Source organism: Nonomuraea ceibae (assembly GCF_019396325.1).
Lineage (GTDB): Bacteria > Actinomycetota > Actinomycetes > Streptosporangiales > Streptosporangiaceae > Nonomuraea > Nonomuraea ceibae.
Genome location: NZ_JAHKRO010000064.1, coordinates 18,637 through 39,484, shown reverse-complemented (window position 1 = coordinate 39,484; position 20,848 = coordinate 18,637). Strand labels below are relative to the sequence as shown.

Sequence of the window (20,848 nt, the reverse complement as noted above, 5' to 3'; positions counted from 1 at the left end):
GGTTCACGGGCCGCGGTCGGCCTCCTGCGGCGCGGCGGGCCCGTACAGCTCGCGCAGGCACTCGCGGGCGAGCTGCAGCTCCTCGTGCACCTCGACGACCAGCACCGGGACGGCCGCGCCGGGGGCGCTGACCGGGCCGTCGTCGGCCCGGTTGCCGCGCACCGGCGTCGCCACGCCGAGCAGCCCCAGCCTGCGGCAGACCGCCTCGCGCACCTCCGGCTGGTCCCAGCCGATCTCCCCGGTGAACACCAGCGCGTCCAGGCGGTCCAGCGACGTGGCCGCGGCGGCGATCTCCCGGCTGACCCGGTGGCAGAACACCTCCAGCGCGAGCCCGGCCGCCCGGTCGCCGTCCCGCTCGGCCGCCACCAGGTCGCGGGTGTCACCGGAACGCCCGCCGGACAGCCCCAGCAGCCCCGACTCGCGCTCCAGGCCGCGGCGCAGCTCGTCCGGCGTGAGCCGGCCGTCCTCCAGCAGCCACAGCAGCATCCCGGGGTCGACCGCGCCGGACCGCTTGCTCATCGGCAGCCCGTCGAGCGGCGTGAAGCCCATCGAGGTGTCCAGGCTGCGCCCGCCCGACACCGCGCACACCGACGCCCCGCCGCCCAGGTGCGCCAGCACCAGGCCGAGGTCGGCGACCGGCCGGCCGAGCAGTTCGGCGGCGCGGCCCGACGCCCACGCGTACGACAGGCCGTGGAAGCCGTAGCGGCGCAGCCCGTAGCGCTCCCGCCAGGGCCGCGGCAGCGGGTAGACGGCGGCGGCGTCGGGCAGGGCGGCGTGGAAGGCGGTGTCGGGGCAGAGCACGTGCGGCACGGCGGGCAGCAGCTCGCGGGCCGCGTCCAGCAGCGCCAGCGCGGGCGGCAGGTGCAGCGGCGCCAGCCCGGTCAGCTCGCGCAGCCCGCGCGCCAGCTCGTCGTCGGCGACCACCGGGGCGCGCACCAGGTCGCCGCCGTGCACCAGCCGGTGCGCGACGGCCGCGACGTCGCGGTCCAGGTGGCGGCCGAGGAAGGCGGACAGCTCCTCGCGGGCGGCGTCCGGCTCCATGGCGCGCTCGGCGTGCGCGCTGTCGACGACGCTGCCGCCGTCGACCAGGTCGAGGCGGAGGCTGGACGACCCCGCGTTCACGGTCAGCACCGCCGCCGGGCCGCCGTCCCACACCTGCGCCGTCATGTCCCTCCCCGCCGATCGCCGTCCCCGTCGGCGCTACCCGTGAGGCATGGCGTGACACATGCCCTGGCCCGCCCTTTACGCTGCCGGGGGAGCACGTCGCCAGGAAGGGCCGCGAATGATCGAGTTCGGGTATGCCGGCACGCCGTTCGGACAGATCCACTACGCCTCGTGCGGGCGGGGCGAACCCGTCCTGCTGCTGCACCAGTCACCCCGGTCGTGGGACGAGTACCGCGAGGTGCTGCCGCTGCTCGGGCGCACGCGCCGGGCCGTCGCCATGGACACGCTCGGGTTCGGCGCCTCGGCGTCGCCGCCCGAGCACTCCGTCGAGGCGTACGCGGGCGGCGTGCTCGCCCTGATGGACGCGCTCGGCCTGGAGCGCGCCGCGATCGCCGGGCACCACACCGGTGGCGTGATCGCGATCGAGGCGGCGAGCCGGGCCCCGGAGCGGGTCACCGCGCTGGTGCTGTCGTCCACGCCGCTCGTCGACGCCGAGGGCAGGCGGGTGCGGCGCGAGAGGCCGCCGGTCGACCACGCCGAGGAGAGCGCCGACGGCTCGCACCTGACCGCGCTGTGGGCGGGCCGCGCCGGCTTCTACCCGCCGGAGCGGCCCGACCTGCTGGCCCGGTTCGTGCGTGACGCGCTGGCCGTCTGGCCCGACGTGGAGCTCGGGCACCGGGCGGTCGCCGCGTACCGGATGGAGGACCGGCTCGGGCTGATCCGCTGCCCGGTGCTGGTCGTCGGCGCGTCGGCCGACCCGTACGCCTTCCCGGAGCTGAAGGCGCTGGCGGGGCGGCTGCCCGGCGCGCGGACGGCGGTGATCGAGGGCGGCATGGTGCCGCTGGAGTTTCAGGCCGAGGCGTTCGCCAGGGTCATCCAGAATTTCCTGGACGAGTAGCTTGTCCCCGGCGGCGCCCGGGTAGTCGAGCGGCCATGGAGATCACCCTGCGCGTGAACGGAGACGAGCGCACGCTGCCCGTGGATCCCCGCACCTCGCTGCTCGACCTGCTGCGTGAACGGCTCGGGCTGACCGGCTCGAAGAAGGGCTGTGACCACGGCCAGTGCGGCGCCTGCACGGTGCTGCTGGACGGGCGGCGGGCCAACGCCTGCCTGCTCCTGGCCGTGGCGTGCGACGGGCAGGCCGTGACGACGGTCGAGGGGCTGGCCGGCGACGGCGCGCCGCACCCGCTGCAGGAGGCGTTCATCGCGCACGACGCCTTCCAGTGCGGCTACTGCACCCCCGGGCAGCTCTGCTCGGCCGCCGGGATGCTGGCCGAGCGCGGGCCCAGCGCCGTCACCGAGGACCTGACCGCCGAGCCCGAGCTGACCGCCGGGGAGATCCGCGAGCGGATGAGCGGCAACCTGTGCCGGTGCGGCGCCTACCAGGGCATCGTGGCCGCGATCGCGGAGGTGGCGCGGTGAAGGCGTTCGAGTACACGCGAGCCGCCGACCCGGCCGCCGCGGTGGCGGGTTTCCGGCCTGGCGACATGTACCTGGGCGGCGGCACGAACCTGGTGGACCTCATGCGGCTCGGCGTGGCCGAGCCCGAGCGCCTGGTGGACGTCAGCAGGCTGCCGCTGGACCGCGTCGAGGCGGCCGGCGACGGGCTGCGCGTCGGCGCGGCCGTGCGCAACAGCGACCTCGGCGCGCACCCGCTGGTGCTGGCCCGCTACCCGATGCTCGCCAGGGCCGTGCTGTCGGGCGCGTCCGGGCAGATCCGCAACCTGGCGACCGTCGGCGGCAACCTGCTGCAGCGCACCCGCTGCCCGTACTTCCAGGACGTCTCCAAGCCGTGCAACAAGCGGCGGCCGGGCTCCGGCTGCCCGGCCATCCCCGGCGACCACTCCCACCTGGCCGTGCTCGGCCACTCGGAGGCGTGCGTGGCCACGCACCCGTCGGACATGGCGGTGGCGCTGGCCGCGCTCGACGCCCGCGTGCACGTGACCGGCCCGGCCGGCTCGCGCGTGCTGCCGATGCCCGGCCTGCACCGGCTGCCCGGCGACGAGCCCGAGCGAGACACCGTGCTGGAGCCCGGCGAGCTGATCACCGCCGTGGAGCTGCCGCCCCCGCCGCCCGGCCGCTCGGCCTACCTCAAGGTGCGCGAGCGCGCCTCGTTCGCGTTCGCGCTGGTGTCGGTCGCCGCCGCGCTCGACATCGGCGCCGACGGCATCGTCACCGGCGTCCGGCTCGCGCTCGGCGGCGTCGCCCACGCGCCCTGGCGCGCCGCCCGCGCCGAGGCCGCGCTGCTCGGCGCCCCCGCCGGCGAGGAATCCTACGCCCGCGCCGCCGAGGCCGAGCTCGACCAGGCCAGGCCGCTGCCGCGCAACGCCTACAAGGTGCCGATGGCCCGCAACGTGATCGTGCGCGCGCTGAAGGAGCTGACCCCGTGAACCGTGTCGAAGGCCGGGACAAGGTCACCGGCCGAGCCCTCTACGCCGCCGAGTACCCCGTGGACGGCGTCGCCCACGCCTACGCCGTCCAGTCCGGGATCGCCAAGGGCCGCGTCACCGCGATCGACGCCGAGGCGGCCCGCGCGATGCCCGGCGTGCTGGCCGTGCTGTCCAGCGACGACCCGCCGGACCTGGCCGGCGACGCCGACCCCGAGCTGCGCCTGTTCAGCAGCCGGGACGTCGCCTACCGGGGGCAGATCGTCGCCGCCGTCGTCGCCGACACCTACGAGAACGCCCGCGCCGCCGCCCGCGCCGTCCGCGTCACCTACGCGGCCGAGCCGCACGACGTGCTGCTGCGCGCCGACCACCCCGGCCTCTACCGGCCGGAGAAGGTCAACCCGGCCTTCCCCGCCGACACCGTGAAGGGCGACGTGACCGCCGGGCTCGACGGCGCCGCCGTCACCGTGGACGTCACCTACAGCACGCCGCCGCTGCACAACAACCCGATGGAGCCGCACGCCGCCCTCGCCGTCCTGGACGGCGACCGGCTGACCGTCTACGACTCCACCCAGGGCGCCGCCGCCGACCGCGACACCATCGCGCGCACGCTCGGCCTGCCCCCGGAACGCGTGCGCGTCGTGTCGCGGCACGTCGGCGGCGGCTTCGGGTCCAAGGGCACCACCCGGCCGCACGCGATACTCGCCGCGCTCGCCGCCCGCGCCACCGGCCGCCCGGTCAAGATCGCGCTCACCCGGCAGCAGCTCTTCGACGTCACCGGCTACCGCACGCCCACCATCCACCGGCTGCGCCTCGGCTGCGACGCGACCGGCCGGCTGACCGCGCTCGACCACGAGGTGCGCGTGCAGAGCTCGACGCTCGTCGAGTTCGCCGAGCAGGCCGCCGTGCCCGCCCGCACCATGTACGCCACGCCGGCGCTGCGCACCGCGCACCGGCTGGTCCGCCTGGACGTCGCCAGCCCCTCGTGGATGCGCGCCCCCGGCGAGTGCCCCGGCATGTACGCGCTGGAGTCGGCGATGGACGAGCTGGCCGTGGCCGCCGGGATCGACCCGATCGAGCTGCGCGTGATCAACGAGCCGGACGCCGAGCCGGAGGGCGGGCTGCCGTTCAGCTCCCGCAACCTGGTGGCCTGCCTGCGCGAGGGCGCCCGCCGGTTCGGCTGGGAGGGGCGCGACCCGGCGCCCGGGGTCCGGCGCGACGGCCGCTGGCTGGTCGGCACCGGCGTCGCCGCCTCCACCTACCCGGCCATGACCCGGCCCTCCCAGGCCACCGCCACCGCCGAGGACGGCGCCTTCGTGATCAGGCTCGCCGCCGCCGACATCGGCACCGGCGCCCGCACGGCGCTCACTGCCATCGCCGCCGGCGCCCTCGACGTGCCCGCCGGCCGGGTGCGGGTCGAGCTCGGCGACAGCGACCTGCCCGCCGCGCCGCTCGCCGGCGGCTCGATGGGCCTGGCCTCGTGGGGCTCGGCCGTCGTACGGGCCTGCGAGGAGCTGCTGCGCGACGGGAAGCACGGCGCCGCCGACACCGCCGGGGAGGCGGGGAGGGGCGGCGACTACGCCAGGCACGCGTTCGGCGCGCAGTTCGCCGAGGTGCGCGTCGACCCGGACACCGGCGAGGTGCGGGTGCCGAGGCTGCTCGGCGTGTTCGCCGCCGGCCGGGTCATCGACCCCGACCTGGCCCGCTCCCAGTTCGTCGGCGGCATGACGATGGGGCTGGGCATGGCGCTCATGGAGGAGAGCGTCACCGACGCGGAGTTCGGCGGGTTCGGCAACCACGACCTGGCCCAGTATCACGTCCCGGCGTGCGCCGACGTGCCGGACGTGCGCGCGTACTGGATCGACGAGGACGACCCGCACCTCAACCCGATGGGCGCCAAGGGCATCGGCGAGATCGGCATCGTCGGCACGGCCGCCGCGATCGGCAACGCCGTCCACCACGCCACCGGCGTCCGGGTCCGTGACCTGCCGATCACCCCGGCCAAGCTGCTGGCGGGGTTTTGACCCGCTTCCTCAAGGAAGAGGAGATCCCCGGCAGGCGCGAGGTCAGGGAGGGCGGGTATGGAACAGGTGCCGGAGCAGGACAGGGAGACCCGGCAGGAGCGGGCCGACCGTAATTTCGTCGAGCTGCTGCAGGGCGCCCGCGTGGCGGTCACCGGGGTGCAGGTGCTGTTCGCGTTCCTGTTGACGGTGCCGTTCTCGCAGGGGTTCGTCCGGCTGAGCGCGTTCGACCGGTGGCTGTTCTACGTGGCGCTGGTCAGCGCGGCGATCGCGTCGATCTGCTACATCGCGCCCGCCAACCAGCACCGGGTGCTGTTCCGGCAGGGCATGAAGGAGCGGCTGGTGCGGCGCTCCAACTTCTACGGGATCGCCGGGGCGCTGGCGCTGGCCATGTCGATGACGGCGGCGACGATGCTGGTCGTGGACTTCCTGTTCGACTCGGCGCTCGCCTGGGGCACGGCGGGGGTCGTCGCGGCGCTGGCGGCGTGGGCGTGGTTCGCCCAGCCGGCCATCGACCGGCACAACTCCAACGGGGACGACGGCGGGTCTCAGCGCCGCTCGCGGCCCGGCGCGGGGGAGTGATCGGGCGGCAGCGCGGTGCCGTCGTCGTCCTCGGGGGCTCGGCGGCGGTGGGCCGCCCTGGCGATCACGTACGCGGCCACCGACACCGTGATCACCTGGGACACGCCGACGATCAGCAGCGGCCCGGCGAGCCACAGGGTGGGCTCGCGCAGCCACATCGCCAGCAGCACCAGCAGCACGCTCAGCACCTGCGGCTTGGTGCCGGCGTGCATGCGGTCGAGGGTGTTGCGGAAGCGCATCAGCCCGGCCCCCGCCGACAGTGCCAGCACCGCCCCGGTGAGCAGGCACGCGGCCGCCGCCACGTCCAGCACGCTCACCGCGACCGGCCGGGGAAGAAGCGGGCGATCGACACCGACCCGACGAATCCGAGCAGCGACAGCACCAGCAGGATCGGGACGTCCGAGTAGTCGTCCGTGACCGCCGCGAACGCGCCCAGCCCGCACATCGCCAGCGACGTCAGCACGTCCAGCGACACCGCCCGGTCCAGCATCGACGGCCCGCGCGCCACCCGGTAGAGCGCCGCAGCGGCCCCGCAGGCGAGCAGCGCCAGCGTCACCACATAAACCGCAGTCATCCCAGCTCCTCCCGGTCGGCCGAGGTGCCGAACGCCCGGACGATGCGCGACTCCAGCCCGGCCACCTCCGCCCGGCCGATCTCGTCCAGGTCCCCGCGCCGCCCCAGCAGGTGCAGCACCAGCTCGCGCCGCTCCGGCAGGTACTCCAGCACCAGGCTCCCCGGCACGGTCGACACCGCCACCATCACCATCATGATCATCGACTCGGACGAGGTGCGCAGCGGCGCACGGACCACGCCCGTCGGCGGCGGCCCCGGATGCAGCACCCAGAACACCACCCGCACCGTCGAGGTCACCAGGTCCAGCCCGAACCACGCCGCGAACCGCACGAAAGCGACCGGCCACAGCCGGATGCCCGGGTCGAGCACCGGCAGCGGCAGCAGCCACACCACCAGAGCCCCCGCCACCACCCCGCCCGCCAGCGTGAGCGGCGACACGCTGCCCCACAGCATCACCCAGATCAGCGTCAGCCACGCCACCAGCGGCACCGGCACCGGCCTGCCGAACACCCTCGGCGTGAGCAGCCTCGACGTCACTCGCCCCTCCCCAGCACGGCGGAGACGTACGGCCCCCGGGACATGAGCTCGGCGGCGGCCCGGTCGGTCAGCGCCGACAGCGGCCCGGCGAGCAGCGTGTACGACAGCCCGAGCACCACCAGCGCCGCCGTGGACCCGACGAGCGTCAGCGGCATCGTGGTCGTGGTCACCACCGGGTCCTCGCCGGTGGACTCGTCGCTCTCCACCACCGTCCCGGTGACCGACGGCTCCGGCGCCCGCCAGAACGCCTTGCCCCACACCTTGGCCACCGCGTACAGGGTGAGCAGGCTCGTCGTCAGGCTGCCCGCGACCAGCAGCAGCGCCAGCGGGCTGCCGTCGGCGAGCCCGGCCTGGATGAGCGCCAGCTTGCCCAGGAAGCCCGACATGGGCGGGATGCCCGACAGGTTCAGCGCCGGGATCAGATACAGCAGCGCGATCAGCGGCGTGGCCGTCATCAGCCCGCCCAGCCGCTCCACCCGCGTGGTGCCGGCCCGCCGCTCGATCAGCCCCGCCACCAGGAACAGCCCGGTCGTGACCGTGATGTGGTGCACCACGTAGAAGATCGCCCCGCTGAGCCCCTGCACGGTCGACAGCGCCACGCCGAACACCATGTAGCCGATGTGGCTGACCAGCGTGAAGGAGAACACCCGCTTGATGTCGGTCTGCGCGACCGCGCCCAGCACCCCCACCAGCATCGTCGCCAGCGCCACCCACATCAGCAGCGTCGCCACCGGCCCGCCGGGGAACAGCAGCGCCTCCAGCCGGATGATCGCGTACACGCCGACCTTGGTGAGCAGCCCGGCGAAGACCGCGGTCGCCGGGGCAGGCGCCGTCGGATAGGAGTCCGGCAGCCACGCCGACAGCGGGAAGATCGCCGCCTTGATCGCGAACGCGAGCAGCAGCGTCAGCTCGATCAGCAGCTTCACGTGCGTGTCCAGCGGCCCGAACCGCTCGGCGAGCTGCGCGAACGACAGCGTCCCCGTCGCCGCGTACGTGACGGCCAGCGCGATGAGGAACAGCATCGACGAGGCCAGCCCCATCACCGTGTACGTGGCCCCCGCCCGGATGCGCGACTGGGTGCCGCCGAACGTCAGCAGCACGTACGAGCCGCTCAGCAGCATCTCGAACGCCACGAACAGGTTGAACAGGTCACCCGACAGGAACGCGTCCGCCACCCCCGCCACCATCACCAGGAACGCCGGATTGAAGATCGCCATGGGCGCGTCGTGCTCCTGGTCGGCGTACGCGCCGCCCACCGCGTACACCATCACGCAGAGCGTCACCAGCGTCGAGACCACCAGCATCAACGTCGACAGCCGGTCGGCCACCAGGCAGATGCCCAGCGGCGACTCCCAGCCGCCCAGCTCGGTGACCACCGGCCCGTGCGCGTCCACCTCCACGAGCAGCACCAGCGACACCACGGCCGTGATCGTCAGCGTCACGATGCTGATGAGCGACTGCAGACGGCGCAGCCGCGCGCCGATCGCCAGCTTCACACCGGCCGCCAGCAGCGGCAGCAGCACCGGCACCGCGACGAGGCTCTCCATCAGTCGTCGCCCTCCAGCTCCGGGTCCAGCGCCAGCGCCTGCCGCGCCCGCTCCTGCCGGATGGCGTGCCGCATCAGCCGCAGCGCCTCGCGCCGCCGCAGCCGCAGCCGCCGCCGGGCCTCCTTCTCCGTGGGCCGCTGCACCCGCTCCTCGGCCAGCAGCCGCCGGTACTCCTCCTGCCTGCGCCGCACCGCCTCGCTCAGCTCGCCCGCCCGCGCGCGCAGCCGCACCCGCCGGTCCTCGGTGTCGTCCTGCACCTCGTCGCTGCCGGTGAGCTGCCACGACCGGTGCACCATCGCCAGCAGGAACGCGGTCACGCCCAGCGTGATGACGATCGCGGTCAGCACCATCGCCTGCGGCAGCGGGTCGGCCATCCCCTCCTGCGGGAACCGGCCCAGGATCGGCGGGCTGCCCGGGCTGCCGCTGGAGGTGACGATGAGCAGGTTCACCCCGTTGCCCAGCATCACCACGCCGGCCAGCAGCCGGACCAGGCTCCGCTCCAGCATCAGCGTCACCCCGGTGGCGATCAGCACCCCGGAGGCGGCGAACGGCAGCAGCGGGATCGTCACGAGGCGTTCTCCTTCTCGATCTGACGGTCGAGCTCGGCGCCCAGCGCGCGCAGCACGTCCTGCACCATCCCGATCACGGTCACGTACACGCCGAGGTCGAACAGCAGGCCCGTGGACAGGTGCAGGGTGCCGAGCAGCGGCACCGTCACGTCGGCGGCCAGCATCGTCAGCGCCGCGCCGCTCGACAGCAGCCCTGCCAGCGCGGTGCCGGTCGACAGCGTCAGCCCCGCGCCCAGCAGCACGCCCGCGTGCACCGGCACCGCCGCCGCCAGCTCGTACCGGCCGCCCGCCAGGTAGCGTACGGTGATCGCCAGCCCGGCCACGATGCCGCCCGCGAACCCGCCGCCCACCAGGCTGTGCCCGACGAGCAGCAGGTAGACCGACAGCACCAGCACCGTGTGGAACGTCAGCCGCGCCGCCACCTCGAACGCCAGCGCCCGCTCCCCCCGGGGCAGCGCCGAGCTCAGCCAGTGCGGCCGCCCCGGCGGCCGGGCCGTGCCGCCCTCGTCCCGCTCGATCGTGTACGAGGTGCGCCGCAGGAACACCAGGCTCGTGACGCCCAGCGTGAGCACGACGAGCACGGTGCTCTCGCCCAGCGTGTCCCAGGCGCGGATGTCCAGCAGCAGCGCGCTGACGATGTTGTGCGCCCCGGCCCGCTCGGCCGCCCCCGCCATCAGCCCGCCGACGGGCTCGGCCTGCCGCGCCTCCATCGCCAGCATCCCCGCGCCCGCCGTCACCGTCCCCACCACCAGCCCGATCGCCAGCCGGAACGGGAAGCGCAGCCGCGCCTGGACCGGCTCGATCGGCAGCCGCCGCAGCACCAGCGCGAACACCACCAGGCTCAGCGTCTCGGCCAGGAACTGCGTCAGCGCCAGGTCAGGAGAGCCGTGCGCCAGGAACAGCAGCGCCGTCCCGTACCCGGTCAGCCCGGTCACCACCGCGAGCAGCACGTACGCGCGCGCGGCCAGCGCCAGCGCGGCCGCCGCGACCATCAGCACCACGACGAACGGCTGCTCCGGCTGCTGCCAGGCGACGATCCGCAGATCCAGGTCCGGCGGCGTCACGTACAGGAAGGAGAACAGGCCGAGCGCCGCCACCGACGCCAGCGTGATCAGCAGGTAGTCCGGCACCGAGCCGCGCTGGACGATGCCGGTCGTCTGGATCGCGAACAGGTCCAGCCGCCGCATCACCGTCCAGAACAGCGTGGCCGAGTCGGCGAACTGCAACGCCGCGCCGATCCGCGCCACCGGCCGCCGCGCCCAGAACAGCAGCCCGCCCACGGCGAAGATCAGCAGCGACAGCAGCAGCGGCACCGCCGCGCCCGTCCACAGCGCCAGATGCGTGCCGTGCCCCGCGTCACGGAAGGAGCCCGTGTAGCCCGACATGGCCGCGTCGTACACGCCCGCCAGCGGCGCCAGCGCCAGCCCCAGCGCCGACAGCAGCGCCGTCGGCGCGAACATCGCCGCCGGCGTGCGATGCGCCGGCGACGGCCGCAGCCCCCGCTTCGTGCCGAACGCCCCCCACAGGAACCGCAGCGTGTACGCGACGGTCAGCGCCGAGCCGGCCACCACCCCCGCCAGCGCCAGCGTGTCGAAGGTCTCCCACGTCAGCAGCGACTCCAGCGCCGCCTCCTTCGCCACGAACCCCACCAGCGGCGGCACCCCCGCCATCGACGCGCCCGCCAGCACCGCCGCCGCGCACAGCCACGGCGCCGACCGCCACAGCCCGCTCAGCCGGTTCAGGTCCCGCGTGCCCGCCGCGTGATCCACCGCGCCCACCACCAGGAACAGCGCCGCCTTGAACAGCGCGTGCGCCAGCAGCATCGCCACCCCGGCCAGCGCCGCGTCCCGGGTGCCCATCCCGAACAGGATCGTCAGGAAGCCGAGCTGGCTCACCGTCCCGTACGCGAGCAGCCGCTTCAGATCCGTCTCCCGCAGCGCCCGCCAGCCGCCCAGCACCATCGTCAGCACGCCCAGCGGCACCGCCACCGCCCGCCACACCGGCACGTCCCCGAACGCGGGCGCCAGCCTGGCCAGCAGGTAGACGCCCGCCTTGACCATCGCCGCCGCGTGCAGATACGCCGAGACCGGCGTCGGCGCCGCCATCGCCGCCGGCAGCCACGTGCTGAACGGGAAGATCGCCGACTTCGCCAGCGCCCCCGCCAGCACCAGGACCAGGCCCGCCGCCACCGGCCCGCCCCGCGGCGGGTCCGCCACGATCGCCGAGAGCCGGTACGTGCCCGCCGCCTGCCCGATCACCACGAACCCGGCCAGCATCGCCAGCCCGCCCAGCGTCGTCAGCGTCAGCGCCTTCATCGCCGCCCGCCTGCTCGCCCGGCTCTCCGGGTCGTAGCCGATCAGCAGCCACGAGAAGACCGTCGTCAGCTCCCAGAACACGTACAGCAGGAACAGGTCGTCGGCCATGACCAGCCCCAGCATCGCCCCCGCGAACGCCAGCATGAACCCGCCGAACCTGGCCAGCCCCGCCTCGCCCGCCGGAAAGTAGCGCGAGCTGTAGACCATGACCAGCAGCCCCACCCCCGTCACCAGCGCCATCATCAGCAGGCCCGGCTCGTCGGCGCGGAACGACAGCGACAGCCCCAGCGCCGGCGCCCACGACGAGCTCGACACCTCCGGCACCCCCGAGGCCAGCACCCACAGCGAATAGCAGAAGCCGGCCGCCGGAGCCAGCGCGAGCAGCGGGAACGCGTCCCTCCCCAGCAGCCGGGTCAGCCAAGGAGCGCAGAGGGCGGCTGCCGCGTGCAGGATGAGCAGCGACTCCATGGTCTCCTCGGGACAGGCGTGGGCACTTCCCCCAATCTCCCGCCTGCCGGACCCGGCACGGAGCAGGCGCGACCCGGGTTGACCGGAACCTCACCAGCCCATGAACATGCCGCCCACAGCCACGGGTATCGGGAGGGGCACGACAACAGGGGGAGAAGCGCCATGTCCGAGCAGAACCGCCCCGTCGAGGGCGAGCACAAGTACGAGCAGGAGATCGGCTCCACCGGCGAGCACGAGGAACGGCCCGGCCGCAGCCTCATCACCACCGACCACGACGTGATCCGCAAGTGGGCCGACGAGCGCGGCGCCCGCCCCGCCACCGTCCCCGGCACCGAGCACGACGGGCGGGCCGGGGTGCTCCGGTTCGACTTCCCCGGCTACGGCGGCGACGACCTGGAGGAGATCTCCTGGGACGACTGGTTCCGCACCTTCGACGAGCGCGGGCTCAACTTCATCTACCAGGAGCACAAGAAGGACGGCAAGCAGAGCAACTTCTTCCGGCTGGAGAACCCCGGCCGCGAGGACGCCTGACCGCTGCGCCTGGCCGCTGCCCTCAGCCCGCTGCGCCTGGCCGACGCGCCTCAGCCCGCGTCGGTGACCCGGCGGCCCACCTCGTCCGCCAGCCGGCGCAGCGCGTCCTCCAGCATGGCCTGCACTTCGTCGGCCCGGTCACGCGACGTCTTCTCGCCCGGCTCGTCCATGAGCGAGATGTGCACGGTCACCTCACTGGCGCCGCTCTGCCCGTCGGCCACCTGCAGCCAGCCGGCGTAACCAGGGTGGTCCCGGCCGCCCCACTCCACCCGCAGCTGGTCCGGCGAGGCGCTGAACAGGCCCTCGTGCCTGCCCTCGCCGGGCACCACCTCGCCGCCCGCCTCCAGCGTGTTCGGCCCGCTGTCGCGCACCCACAGGCCGTGCGGCAGCCACCGGTTCACCATCGAGACGTCCGACGCGATCCCGTACACCAGCGTGCTGTCCGCCGGCATCCCCCGCGTGGCCTCGTACTCCGCCATGACCGACCCCCGTTCCCCATCCCGTGCCCGACCGCCTGCCCGCCCGCCCCCTCCCCAAACCGCCCGCCCACCGGCCCGACCTACCCGGCACGCTCCGTACGGGCAGCGTCCGGCCAGGGTCCGGGCGGGGTGCGCGGCACGAGCGGCGGCGCGCCGCACGGGTGCGGGCAGGGAGGCGGGACACTCGGGCGGCGGCGCGGGAGGTGGGGGCGGCGTGGCACAGTGAGGCCATGCCCGACCCCCTTCCCCCGATCGCGCCGGGCCGCGCCGAGGTGCGCGAGCTGCTGCGCCGCGCCGCACGGCTGCTCGGCGAGGCCGGCGCGCTGCGGCAGGAGCACGACGCCGCCCGCCAAGCCGTGCACGCCGCCCTGTCGGTGCTGCGCGGGCGCCAGGCCAGGACGGGGCTCGCCGCCATCCCGATCACCAGGCTCAGGGACGCGACCGGCGGCCGGCTGCGGCTCGGCGCCCTGGAGTCCGCCGGTTACGCCACGGTCCTCGACGTGCTGGACGCGACCCCGTACGAGCTCCAGCGCGTCCCCGGCATCGGCCCCCGCACGCAGGCGCAGGCGCACGCCGCCGCCCGCGAGATCGCCCGCGCGGCGGAGGCGGCCGAGACCGTCCACATCGACGTCGAGCGGCAGGACCCCGAGACCACCGCGCTGCTCACGGCCCTCCACCGGCTCGTCGCCGCCGGCCCCGACCTCCCCCGCGCCCGCCGCACCGCCGACGCCCTCACCGGCATCCCCACCGGCACCCCCGTCGGGCCCTCCAACGCCACCACCGGCACCGGCCCGGCCGACGCTGCGGGGCCCGCCCCCTCCACCGTCGACCGTGAGGGGTTCGTCGGTCCTGGGAGGCCCGCCGGTCCCGGGGTCGCGGCCGGCGGCACCGGCGCCTCCTCTGGTGTCGCCGGTGGGCTCGGGGAGCTGGTCTCGGTGGCGCGGCCGGCCGCGAGCTGGTGGCGGGGGCTGGTGGCCGGCGGGCGGCGGCGGGCGGCGGCCGCGGAGGCCGTGCGGAGGATCGGCGGGCTGCTGGAGGGCGAGACCGAGACGCGGCTGCTGATCAACCAGGCCACCGCCGACCTGCTCCGCCCCGCGCCCGGCGGCATGGAGGCGTGGATCGACTACGAGCTGCGCGCCGCCGAGTATCACAACCTGCTGGCCGAGCTCGCCGCCGTGGAGCCGCGCGACCGCGCCGCCGCCGAGGGGTTCCTGCCCGACGACCTGTCGGCGCGCGTGCGCGGGCAGGAGCTCGACGACACCCTGCTGCGCGTCTCGCTCCGCGGCTACCAGGCGTTCGGCGCCCGGTTCGCGCTCGCGCAGCGGCGGGTCGTCCTGGGCGACGAGATGGGGCTCGGCAAGACCGTCCAGGCCATCGCGGCGCTCGCGCACCTGGCCGCCCGCGGGGAGACGCGCTTCCTCGTCGTCTGCCCGGCGAGCGTCCTGGTCAACTGGGTGCGCGAGGTGGAGACGCGCAGCACGTTGCGCGCCTACCGGCTGCACGGCGGCGAGCGCGCCCTGGCCGAGGCGGAGTGGGCCGAGCGCGGCGGCGTCGCGGTGACGACGTTCGAGGGGCTGCGGCGGCTCGACGGCGAGCGGGCCGGGGGCGGGCCGCCGGTCGGCATGCTCGTGGTCGACGAGGCCCACTACGTGAAAAACCCGGAGGCGCGGCGCTCGCTGGCCGTCGCCGCCTGGTGCGCCCGCGTGGAGCGGGTGCTGTTCGTCACGGGGACGCCCATGGAGAACCGGGTGGAGGAGTTCCGGACGCTCGTCGGCTATCTGCAGCCGGGCGCGCTGGCCGGGCTGAGGGAGAGCGACGCGGTGGCGGGCGCGCGGGCGTTCAGGCGCGCGGTCGCCCCCGTCTATCTGCGGCGCAACCAGGAGGACGTGCTCACCGAGCTGCCCGACCTGGTCCACGTGGACGAGTGGGAGGAGTTCAGCGCCGCCGACGCCGCCGCCTACCGGGAGGCCGTCGAGGCGGGCAGGTTCATGGCCATGCGCCGCGCCGCCTACGCGGTGCCGGAGAAGTCGGCCAAGCTCGAACGGCTGCGCGAGCTCGTCGGCGAGGCCGCCGGCGGCGGGCACAAGGTCGTCGTCTTCTCCTACTTCCGCGACGTGCTCGCCGCCGTGGAGGGGGAGCTCGGCGGCTGCTTCGGGCCGATCTCCGGCAGCGTCCCGGCCGAGCGCCGCCAGGAGATCGTCGACGCGTTCGCGGCGGCGCCCGGCCACGCGGTGCTGCTCAGCCAGATCCAGGCCGGCGGCGTCGGCCTCAACCTCCAGGCCGCCTCCGTGGTGATCCTCTGCGAGCCGCAGATCAAGCCCACGCTGGAGAGCCAGGCCGTGGCCCGCGCCCACCGGATGGGCCAGGCCCGCCGCGTGCAGGCCCACCGCCTGCTGTCGCCCGACAGCGTGGACGAGCGCATGCTGCGGCTGCTGCACGCCAAGACGGCGCTCTTCGACGCCTATGCCCGCCGCAGCGAGCTGGCCGAGTCGACGCCCGAGGCGCTCGACGTGTCGGAGCGCGAGCTGGCCCGCCGCATCGTCGAGGAGGAGCAGCTCCGCCTGGCCACCGGCGGCCCGGCGGCTACGGACGCAGGCCCGTGAACAGGTCCTCCTCGTGCGACGGCGCGCTGACGCGGCTGAACACCCGGGTGAACGCCTCGTGCGAGAACGCCTGCTGCTGTGCCTCCTGAGGCATCTTCAGCAGGAAGATGTTCTCGCCCTGGCTCTCGTGCGAGCGCAGCGCCTTGAGCTTGCGCTCGGTGAACGCGGTGACGTCGACGACGGTCGTCACCAGCTCGTCGGGGGTGCCGAAGTCGTCGGACGGCTCGAAGTCGGTCTCCACGCCGCTGTCGCGCATCAGCTCGAACATGCGCTGGATCGCCGCGCGGGGGATGGCCGTGTGGTAGAGCTTGGCCGGGATGCCGGTCTTCTCGGCCGCCGCCATCGTGACGCGGTGCGTCTGCACGTGGTCGGGGTGGAAGTAGCCGCTGCCGCCGGTCTCGTCGTAGGTGACCACGACCTGCGGCCGGTAGCGCTCCATCAGCTCGCCCAGCCGGGCCGCCGCCACGTCGACCGCGACGTTGGCGAACGCCTCGGGGTGCTCGTTGGTCTCCCAGCCCTGCATGCCGGAGTCGCGGTAGCCGAGCAGCTCCAGGTGCTCCACCCCGAGGTGCTCGACCGACTCGCGCAGCTCGGCCAGGCGGCGCTCGGCGACCTCGTCGGCGTCGTGGCCGGGGTCGCCGGGCTTGACGCCGCCGGGGCCGTCGCCCTGCTCGCCGTTGGTGCAGGTCACCAGCACCGTGCGGATGCCCTCCTCGCCGTAGCGGGCCAGGACGCCGCCGGTGCTGAGGCATTCGTCGTCGGGGTGGGCGTGCACGACCATGAGGGTGAGCTGCTGATCCATGCCTGAGACCCTACTCGCCACGGCTGACAGAACGGCGCGCCACCACCGCCCGGCCGATGCCCGGATCGTCGCAGAACGCGCCGTCCACGCCCGCGTCGAGCAGCCGCGACAGCCAGCCCGCCACGTCGCCCGTCGCGCGTCCGTACACCGGGCTGGCCGGATCGCCGAGCCGGTGATCGGCGGGAAGCTGGGAGTTCTCGTTGCGGACGGTCCACACGTGCACGTCCAGCCGCCTGCGGTGGGCGTCGGCGACCAGCGTCGTGGGCTGCTGCAGCCTGCCGTCCGGGCCGACGGGGATGACGCGGCGGGTGTCGACGCCGATCCCGTCGGCGTAGCGGGCCACCTCGCGCAGCCCCTCGGGCGTCACCATGTCGTCGTAGGTGCGCCCGTTGCCCGCCGCCACCCAGTCGTACGGCGCGCCGCCGTACGTGATGAGCTGGATGAGCGGCAGCCGCGTGCGGCCGCTCAGCTCGCGCAGGTTCGCGGTCTCGAACGACTGGATGTACGCCTTGCGCACCCGGTGGCGCTCCAGCACGTCGAGCAGCGGCTCCTCCAGCGACAGGCCGATGGAGTCGAAGTAGCTCGGGTGCTTGGTCTCGGGGTAGACGCCGACGCCGTGCCGCCGCGCGAGGCGGACGACCTCCTCGAACGTGGGGATCTCCGCCAGCCCGTCGAGCGCCGTGTTGCCCGGGCGCAGGTCGGGCACCCGCTCCTTGGCGCGCAGGGTCTTCAGCTCGGCCAGCGTGAAGTCCTCGGTGAACCAGCCGGTCACCGGGCGGCCGTCGATCGTCTTGGTGGCCCGCCGGGAGGCGAACTCGGGCCGGGCCGCCACGTCGGTCGTGCCGGAGATCTCGTTCTCGTGCCGGGCCACCAGGACGTGGTCCTTGGTGGAGACCAGGTCGGGCTCGATGTAGTCGGCGCCCAGGGCGATGGCCGTCTCGTAGGAGAGCAGCGTGTGCTCGGGACGCAGGGCGCTGGCGCCCCGGTGGGCGATGACAAGGGGGTCGTGGCCGCGGCGCTCGGCGGCGGCGGGAGTCGTCTGGAACACCACGACGGCGACCGTACCGCCGCACAGCACCGCCAGCACACCGGCGATCAACGCGCGCATCGTCATGCGCGCGACGTTAGAGCGCCGAGGTGGCCTGCGGGTTACGCGCCGGCGAACCCCGGCGCCCGCGCGGCGGGCGGCGCGTCACCAGGACGGTGACGAGCGCCAGCAGGAGCCAGCCCGCGATCAGCGCCACCAGAGCCGGCCAGCCCGCGTGCCCGTACACCGCCGTGCCGGCCGTGCCTCCGGCGCCGCTGCCCAGGTAGTAGCAGAGCGTGTAGAGGCCCGCCGCCCGGCCGCGCGCCCTCGGCGGCGCCTCGGCGGCCACCCAGGCGCTGGCCACGGTGTGCGCGGCGAAGAACCCGGCGGTCAGGATCGCGAATCCGGCGGCCACCACGGGCACCGCGTCCGGCAGCGTCAGGAGGGTCCCGGCGACCGTCGTGGCCAGCGCCGCGACGAGCGCGGGCCCGCGTCCCAGCCGGTCCACCAGCCGCCCGGCCGCCGCCGACGACACGGTCCCCGTCGCGTACGCCAGGAACACCAGCGACGCCACCGCCGGGGCCAGGTCGAGCGGCGGCGCGGTCAGCCGGAACCCGGCGGCGTTGTAGACGGCGACGAACGCCCCCATCCCCAGCGAGCCCGCCGCGCACGGCACGGCCATGCGCCGTATCCACCTCCGGTCCGGCGCGGGCCCGCTCCGCGCGGGGGCGGGCGCGGGCCGGACGGTGCGGGGGAGCGTGACGGCGGCGAAGACGGCGCAGGCCGCGGACACGCCCGCCACCACGAGCAGCGCCCCGTGCCAGCCCAGCGGCTCGGCCGTGAAGCCCGCGCCGAGCCGCCCCAGCATGCCGCCCACCGAGTTGCCCGCGATCATCGCCCCGACGGCCGCGGGCAGCCTGGCCGCCCCCACCTGGTCGGCCAGGTACGCCGCCGCCACGCCGGGGAACCCGGCGATCGCCACCCCCTGCAACACCCGCATGACCAGCAGCACCCGGTAGTCGGGAGCCAGCGGCAGCAGCAGCCCGAGCACCGCCGAGCCGATCACGGACCAAACGATGATCTTCCGGCGGTCCACCACCTCCGACAGCGCGGCCAGCGGCAGCACCGCCAGCGCGAGCGCCGTCGTGGCCACCCCCACCGTCAGCGAGGCGCTGCCGGGATCCAGCCCGTACGCCCAGGCGAGCTGCGGCAGCACCGCCTGGGGCGCGTACAGCAGGGCGAAGGACGAGACGCCCGCCGCGGCGACGGCGGCGCTGACCCGCCCGGTGCTCACGAGGGCGCGGAGATCGGTAACCACTCACCCGACGCTAAGCAAAGCTAACAAATACGTCCAATACCGGCATGAGCCATAATTCATACCGTGCTGGATGAATTGATGGACGAATCCGCCGACGCCCGGCTCGCCGCCACGCTCGCCCCCGCCCTCGCGCTGCTCGCCGCCGTCGCCGAGACCGGCCACGTCACCCGGGCCGCCGAACTCCTCGGCATCCCCCAGCCCACCGCCAGCAGACGCCTCTCCGCCCTCGCCGACGCCGTCGGCGCGCCCCTCGTCGTCCCCGCCGGGCGCGGCATCCGCCTCACCGCCGCCGGGCGCACCCTGGCCGCCTCCGCCGCCCGCGCGCTCGCCACCGTCGCCGCCGGGGTGCGGGAGGTGCGCGAGGAGGCCGACCCCGGCAGCGGCCACGTCAGGCTCGGCTTCCTGCACCTGCTCGGCCGCTCCCTCGTGCCGGGCCTCATCCGGAGCTTCCGCCGCCGCCATCCGCGCGTGCGGTTCAGCCTCGTCCAGGGCTCGCGCCAGGACATGCTGCACGGGCTCCGCGAAGGCGACATCGACCTGGTGTTCGTCGCGCCGCTGCCCGACGGCGACCCCGCCCTGGCCTGCCGGGCGCTCACCGACCAGGAGCTCGTCCTGTCGGTGCCGCGCGCCCACCCGCTGGCCGGGCGCTCCAGCGTCCGGGCCGCCGAGCTGGCGGGGGAGGAGCAGATCATGCTGGAGCACGGGTACGGGCTGCGCCGGATCGTCGACGACCTGTGCGCCGCCGCCGGGTTCGAGCCCCGGATCGCCTTCGAAGGCCAGGAGTCCGAGACCGTGCGCGGGCTGGTGGCGGCGGGGCTCGGCGTCGCGATCCTGCCCAGCACCGGCCAGCCCGGCACCGGCCAGCCCACTACCGGGCCCGTGCCGTCCGGGGTGGTCGAGATCCCGCTGTCGCCGCCGGTGTACCGGACGATCGGCGTCGCCTGGCGCGCCGGGGACCCGCTCACCCCGGTCGTCCGCGCCTTCCTCGACCACGCCCGCGCCCCCGCCCCGCAGCCCTGATCTTCCGGGCATCTCAGGCCAAGCCGGGCCTGGGTCGTGCGGGCGAGGGGCGGGCGCGGCACACTTGTCGGCCATGACGCATGACGGTGACGCGGGAGTGCCAGGGTCGCTGGCGAAGGTGCTGGCCGAGGTGGCGGCGGAACGGGCGGCGCAGGACGCGCGGTTCGGCATGCAGGCGCTGCCCGACGGCACCGGTGGCGCGGCGGCGGCCGAGGCGGCCGGCGTGGCGCGGCGGGAGACGGACGAGGCGGCCCGCGACGGCGCGCTGACCTGGCGGCACATCCTCATGGAGGAGGTCCTGGAGGCGGCGGCGGAGAGCGACCCGGAGCCGCTGCGCGCCGAGCTGGTGCAGGTGGCGGCGGTGGCGGTCAAGTGGCTCCAGGCCCTCGACCGCCGCGACGGCCCCGCGACCGAGCCGGGCCACGGGGCGGGAGCCGCTGCGGGCCCGGCGCCCGACCGGTTCCGGGCGATCGTGGACGTGCACGTGATGCTCGTCCGCGACGGCCAGGTGCTGCTGGGCAGGCGGTCGGGCACCGGCTACGCCGACGGGCTGTGGCACCTGCCGTCGGGCCACCTGGAGGCCGGCGAGTCGGTGGTGGCCGCCGCCGTGCGCGAGGCGCGCGAGGAGACCGGCGTCGTCATCGACCCCGCCGACCTGACCTTCGCGCACGTCATGCACCGGGCGCCCGACCGCGTCGGCCTCTTCTACGCCGTCACCCGCTGGCGGGGCGAGCCGCGCAACGCCGAGCCGCACAAGTGCGCGGAGGTCGCCTGGTGGCCGCTCGACCGGCTGCCGGAGGACACCGTCGACTACCCGGCCGCCGCGATCGCCCACATCCGCGACCGGGTCCCGTTCGCCCTGCACGCCTGGTAGCGACCGCCGCCCAGCGCAGGTCAGAACCCCG

At 75.0% G+C, this 20,848-nt stretch carries 20 protein-coding genes; 9 read left to right on the top strand and 11 right to left on the bottom strand.

The features are described 5' to 3' along the window. Positions 1–3 precede the first annotated feature (3 nt). Positions 4–1,167, bottom strand: coding sequence for an acetate/propionate family kinase (locus KME80_RS31285; protein WP_219510055.1), 1,164 nt, complete (start codon positions 1,165–1,167; stop codon positions 4–6). A 115-nt stretch (positions 1,168–1,282) separates the two neighbouring features. Here KME80_RS31285 and KME80_RS31280 point away from each other — a divergent pair, with 115 nt between their 5' ends. From KME80_RS31280 to KME80_RS31260, 5 genes are read left to right on the top strand one after another with little or no spacing between them, the layout of a single operon-like run. After that, on the top strand, positions 1,283–2,062 hold the full coding sequence (locus KME80_RS31280) for an alpha/beta fold hydrolase (protein WP_219510053.1): 780 nt from the start codon (positions 1,283–1,285) through the stop codon (positions 2,060–2,062). Positions 2,063–2,097: 35 nt separating this feature from the next. Beyond that, positions 2,098–2,586 (top strand): (2Fe-2S)-binding protein, encoded by a 489-nt coding sequence (locus tag KME80_RS31275; RefSeq protein ID WP_219510051.1) that lies wholly within the window; start codon positions 2,098–2,100, stop codon positions 2,584–2,586. Continuing rightward, positions 2,583–3,554: an FAD binding domain-containing protein gene (locus tag KME80_RS31270; RefSeq protein WP_219510050.1), complete on the top strand. Its 972-nt coding sequence runs from the start codon at positions 2,583–2,585 to the stop codon at positions 3,552–3,554. The genes KME80_RS31275 and KME80_RS31270 overlap by 4 nt, the downstream gene beginning before the upstream one ends. After that, complete coding sequence (locus KME80_RS31265; RefSeq protein ID WP_219510049.1) at positions 3,551–5,575, top strand: xanthine dehydrogenase family protein molybdopterin-binding subunit; 2,025 nt, start codon at positions 3,551–3,553, stop codon at positions 5,573–5,575. The genes KME80_RS31270 and KME80_RS31265 overlap by 4 nt, the downstream gene beginning before the upstream one ends. A 57-nt stretch (positions 5,576–5,632) precedes the next feature. Beyond that, positions 5,633–6,154, top strand: coding sequence for a DUF6328 family protein (locus KME80_RS31260; RefSeq protein WP_219510048.1), 522 nt, complete (start codon positions 5,633–5,635; stop codon positions 6,152–6,154). Here the strand turns inward: KME80_RS31260 and KME80_RS31255 are convergent. Genes KME80_RS31255 through KME80_RS31230 form a run of 6 tightly spaced genes read right to left on the bottom strand, consistent with a single transcriptional unit; the run spans position 6,121 to position 12,163 of the window. Continuing rightward, entirely contained in the window at positions 6,121–6,471 is a 351-nt protein-coding gene (locus KME80_RS31255) for a cation:proton antiporter (protein ID WP_219510047.1), read from the bottom strand. The two genes, KME80_RS31260 and KME80_RS31255, sit on opposite strands and share 34 nt — an antisense overlap. Further along, complete coding sequence (locus tag KME80_RS31250) at positions 6,468–6,728, bottom strand: MrpF/PhaF family protein (RefSeq protein WP_219510046.1); 261 nt, start codon at positions 6,726–6,728, stop codon at positions 6,468–6,470. The genes KME80_RS31255 and KME80_RS31250 overlap by 4 nt, the downstream gene beginning before the upstream one ends. After that, positions 6,725–7,264: a Na+/H+ antiporter subunit E gene (locus KME80_RS31245; protein ID WP_308125999.1), complete on the bottom strand. Its 540-nt coding sequence runs from the start codon at positions 7,262–7,264 to the stop codon at positions 6,725–6,727. Before KME80_RS31245 ends, KME80_RS31250 begins: the two co-directional genes overlap by 4 nt. After that, complete coding sequence (locus KME80_RS31240) at positions 7,261–8,811, bottom strand: Na+/H+ antiporter subunit D (RefSeq protein ID WP_219510045.1); 1,551 nt, start codon at positions 8,809–8,811, stop codon at positions 7,261–7,263. The genes KME80_RS31245 and KME80_RS31240 overlap by 4 nt, the downstream gene beginning before the upstream one ends. Then, positions 8,811–9,380, bottom strand: a complete 570-nt coding sequence (locus KME80_RS31235; protein ID WP_219510043.1) for a Na(+)/H(+) antiporter subunit C — start codon at positions 9,378–9,380, stop codon at positions 8,811–8,813. Before KME80_RS31235 ends, KME80_RS31240 begins: the two co-directional genes overlap by 1 nt. Continuing rightward, the gene (locus tag KME80_RS31230; RefSeq protein ID WP_219510042.1) at positions 9,377–12,163 is read right to left on the bottom strand and encodes a Na+/H+ antiporter subunit A; all 2,787 of its coding nucleotides are present in this window, start codon (positions 12,161–12,163) and stop codon (positions 9,377–9,379) included. Before KME80_RS31230 ends, KME80_RS31235 begins: the two co-directional genes overlap by 4 nt. Before the next feature lie 162 nt (positions 12,164–12,325). On the opposite strand from KME80_RS31230, the gene KME80_RS31225 reads away from it, so the two are divergent. Next, on the top strand, positions 12,326–12,694 hold the full coding sequence (locus tag KME80_RS31225; protein WP_219510041.1) for a hypothetical protein: 369 nt from the start codon (positions 12,326–12,328) through the stop codon (positions 12,692–12,694). A 50-nt stretch (positions 12,695–12,744) separates the two neighbouring features. On the opposite strand, the gene KME80_RS31220 is transcribed toward KME80_RS31225, so the two are convergent. Further along, complete coding sequence (locus KME80_RS31220) at positions 12,745–13,173, bottom strand: hypothetical protein (RefSeq protein ID WP_219510040.1); 429 nt, start codon at positions 13,171–13,173, stop codon at positions 12,745–12,747. A gap of 230 nt (positions 13,174–13,403) precedes the next feature. Here KME80_RS31220 and KME80_RS52125 point away from each other — a divergent pair, with 230 nt between their 5' ends. Beyond that, entirely contained in the window at positions 13,404–15,776 is a 2,373-nt protein-coding gene (locus KME80_RS52125) for an SNF2-related protein (RefSeq protein WP_281427251.1), read from the top strand. Here the strand turns inward: KME80_RS52125 and KME80_RS31210 are convergent. Genes KME80_RS31210 through KME80_RS31200 form a run of 3 tightly spaced genes read right to left on the bottom strand, consistent with a single transcriptional unit; the run spans position 15,757 to position 18,923 of the window. Next, positions 15,757–16,578 (bottom strand): PIG-L family deacetylase, encoded by an 822-nt coding sequence (locus KME80_RS31210; protein WP_219510039.1) that lies wholly within the window; start codon positions 16,576–16,578, stop codon positions 15,757–15,759. The two genes, KME80_RS52125 and KME80_RS31210, sit on opposite strands and share 20 nt — an antisense overlap. 10 nt (positions 16,579–16,588) lie before the next feature. After that, a complete protein-coding gene (locus KME80_RS31205; RefSeq protein ID WP_246646064.1) occupies positions 16,589–17,692 on the bottom strand; it encodes a glycerophosphodiester phosphodiesterase in 1,104 nt (367 codons plus the stop codon). Positions 17,693–17,702: 10 nt separating this feature from the next. Further along, a complete protein-coding gene (locus KME80_RS31200; protein ID WP_219510038.1) occupies positions 17,703–18,923 on the bottom strand; it encodes an MFS transporter in 1,221 nt (406 codons plus the stop codon). A 63-nt stretch (positions 18,924–18,986) separates the two neighbouring features. Here KME80_RS31200 and KME80_RS31195 point away from each other — a divergent pair, with 63 nt between their 5' ends. Both KME80_RS31195 and KME80_RS50860 read left to right on the top strand, forming a co-directional pair. Next, positions 18,987–19,943 (top strand): LysR family transcriptional regulator, encoded by a 957-nt coding sequence (locus tag KME80_RS31195; RefSeq protein WP_308125998.1) that lies wholly within the window; start codon positions 18,987–18,989, stop codon positions 19,941–19,943. A gap of 73 nt (positions 19,944–20,016) precedes the next feature. Continuing rightward, positions 20,017–20,817, top strand: coding sequence for an NUDIX hydrolase (locus KME80_RS50860; protein WP_246646063.1), 801 nt, complete (start codon positions 20,017–20,019; stop codon positions 20,815–20,817). Positions 20,818–20,848 lie beyond the last annotated feature (31 nt).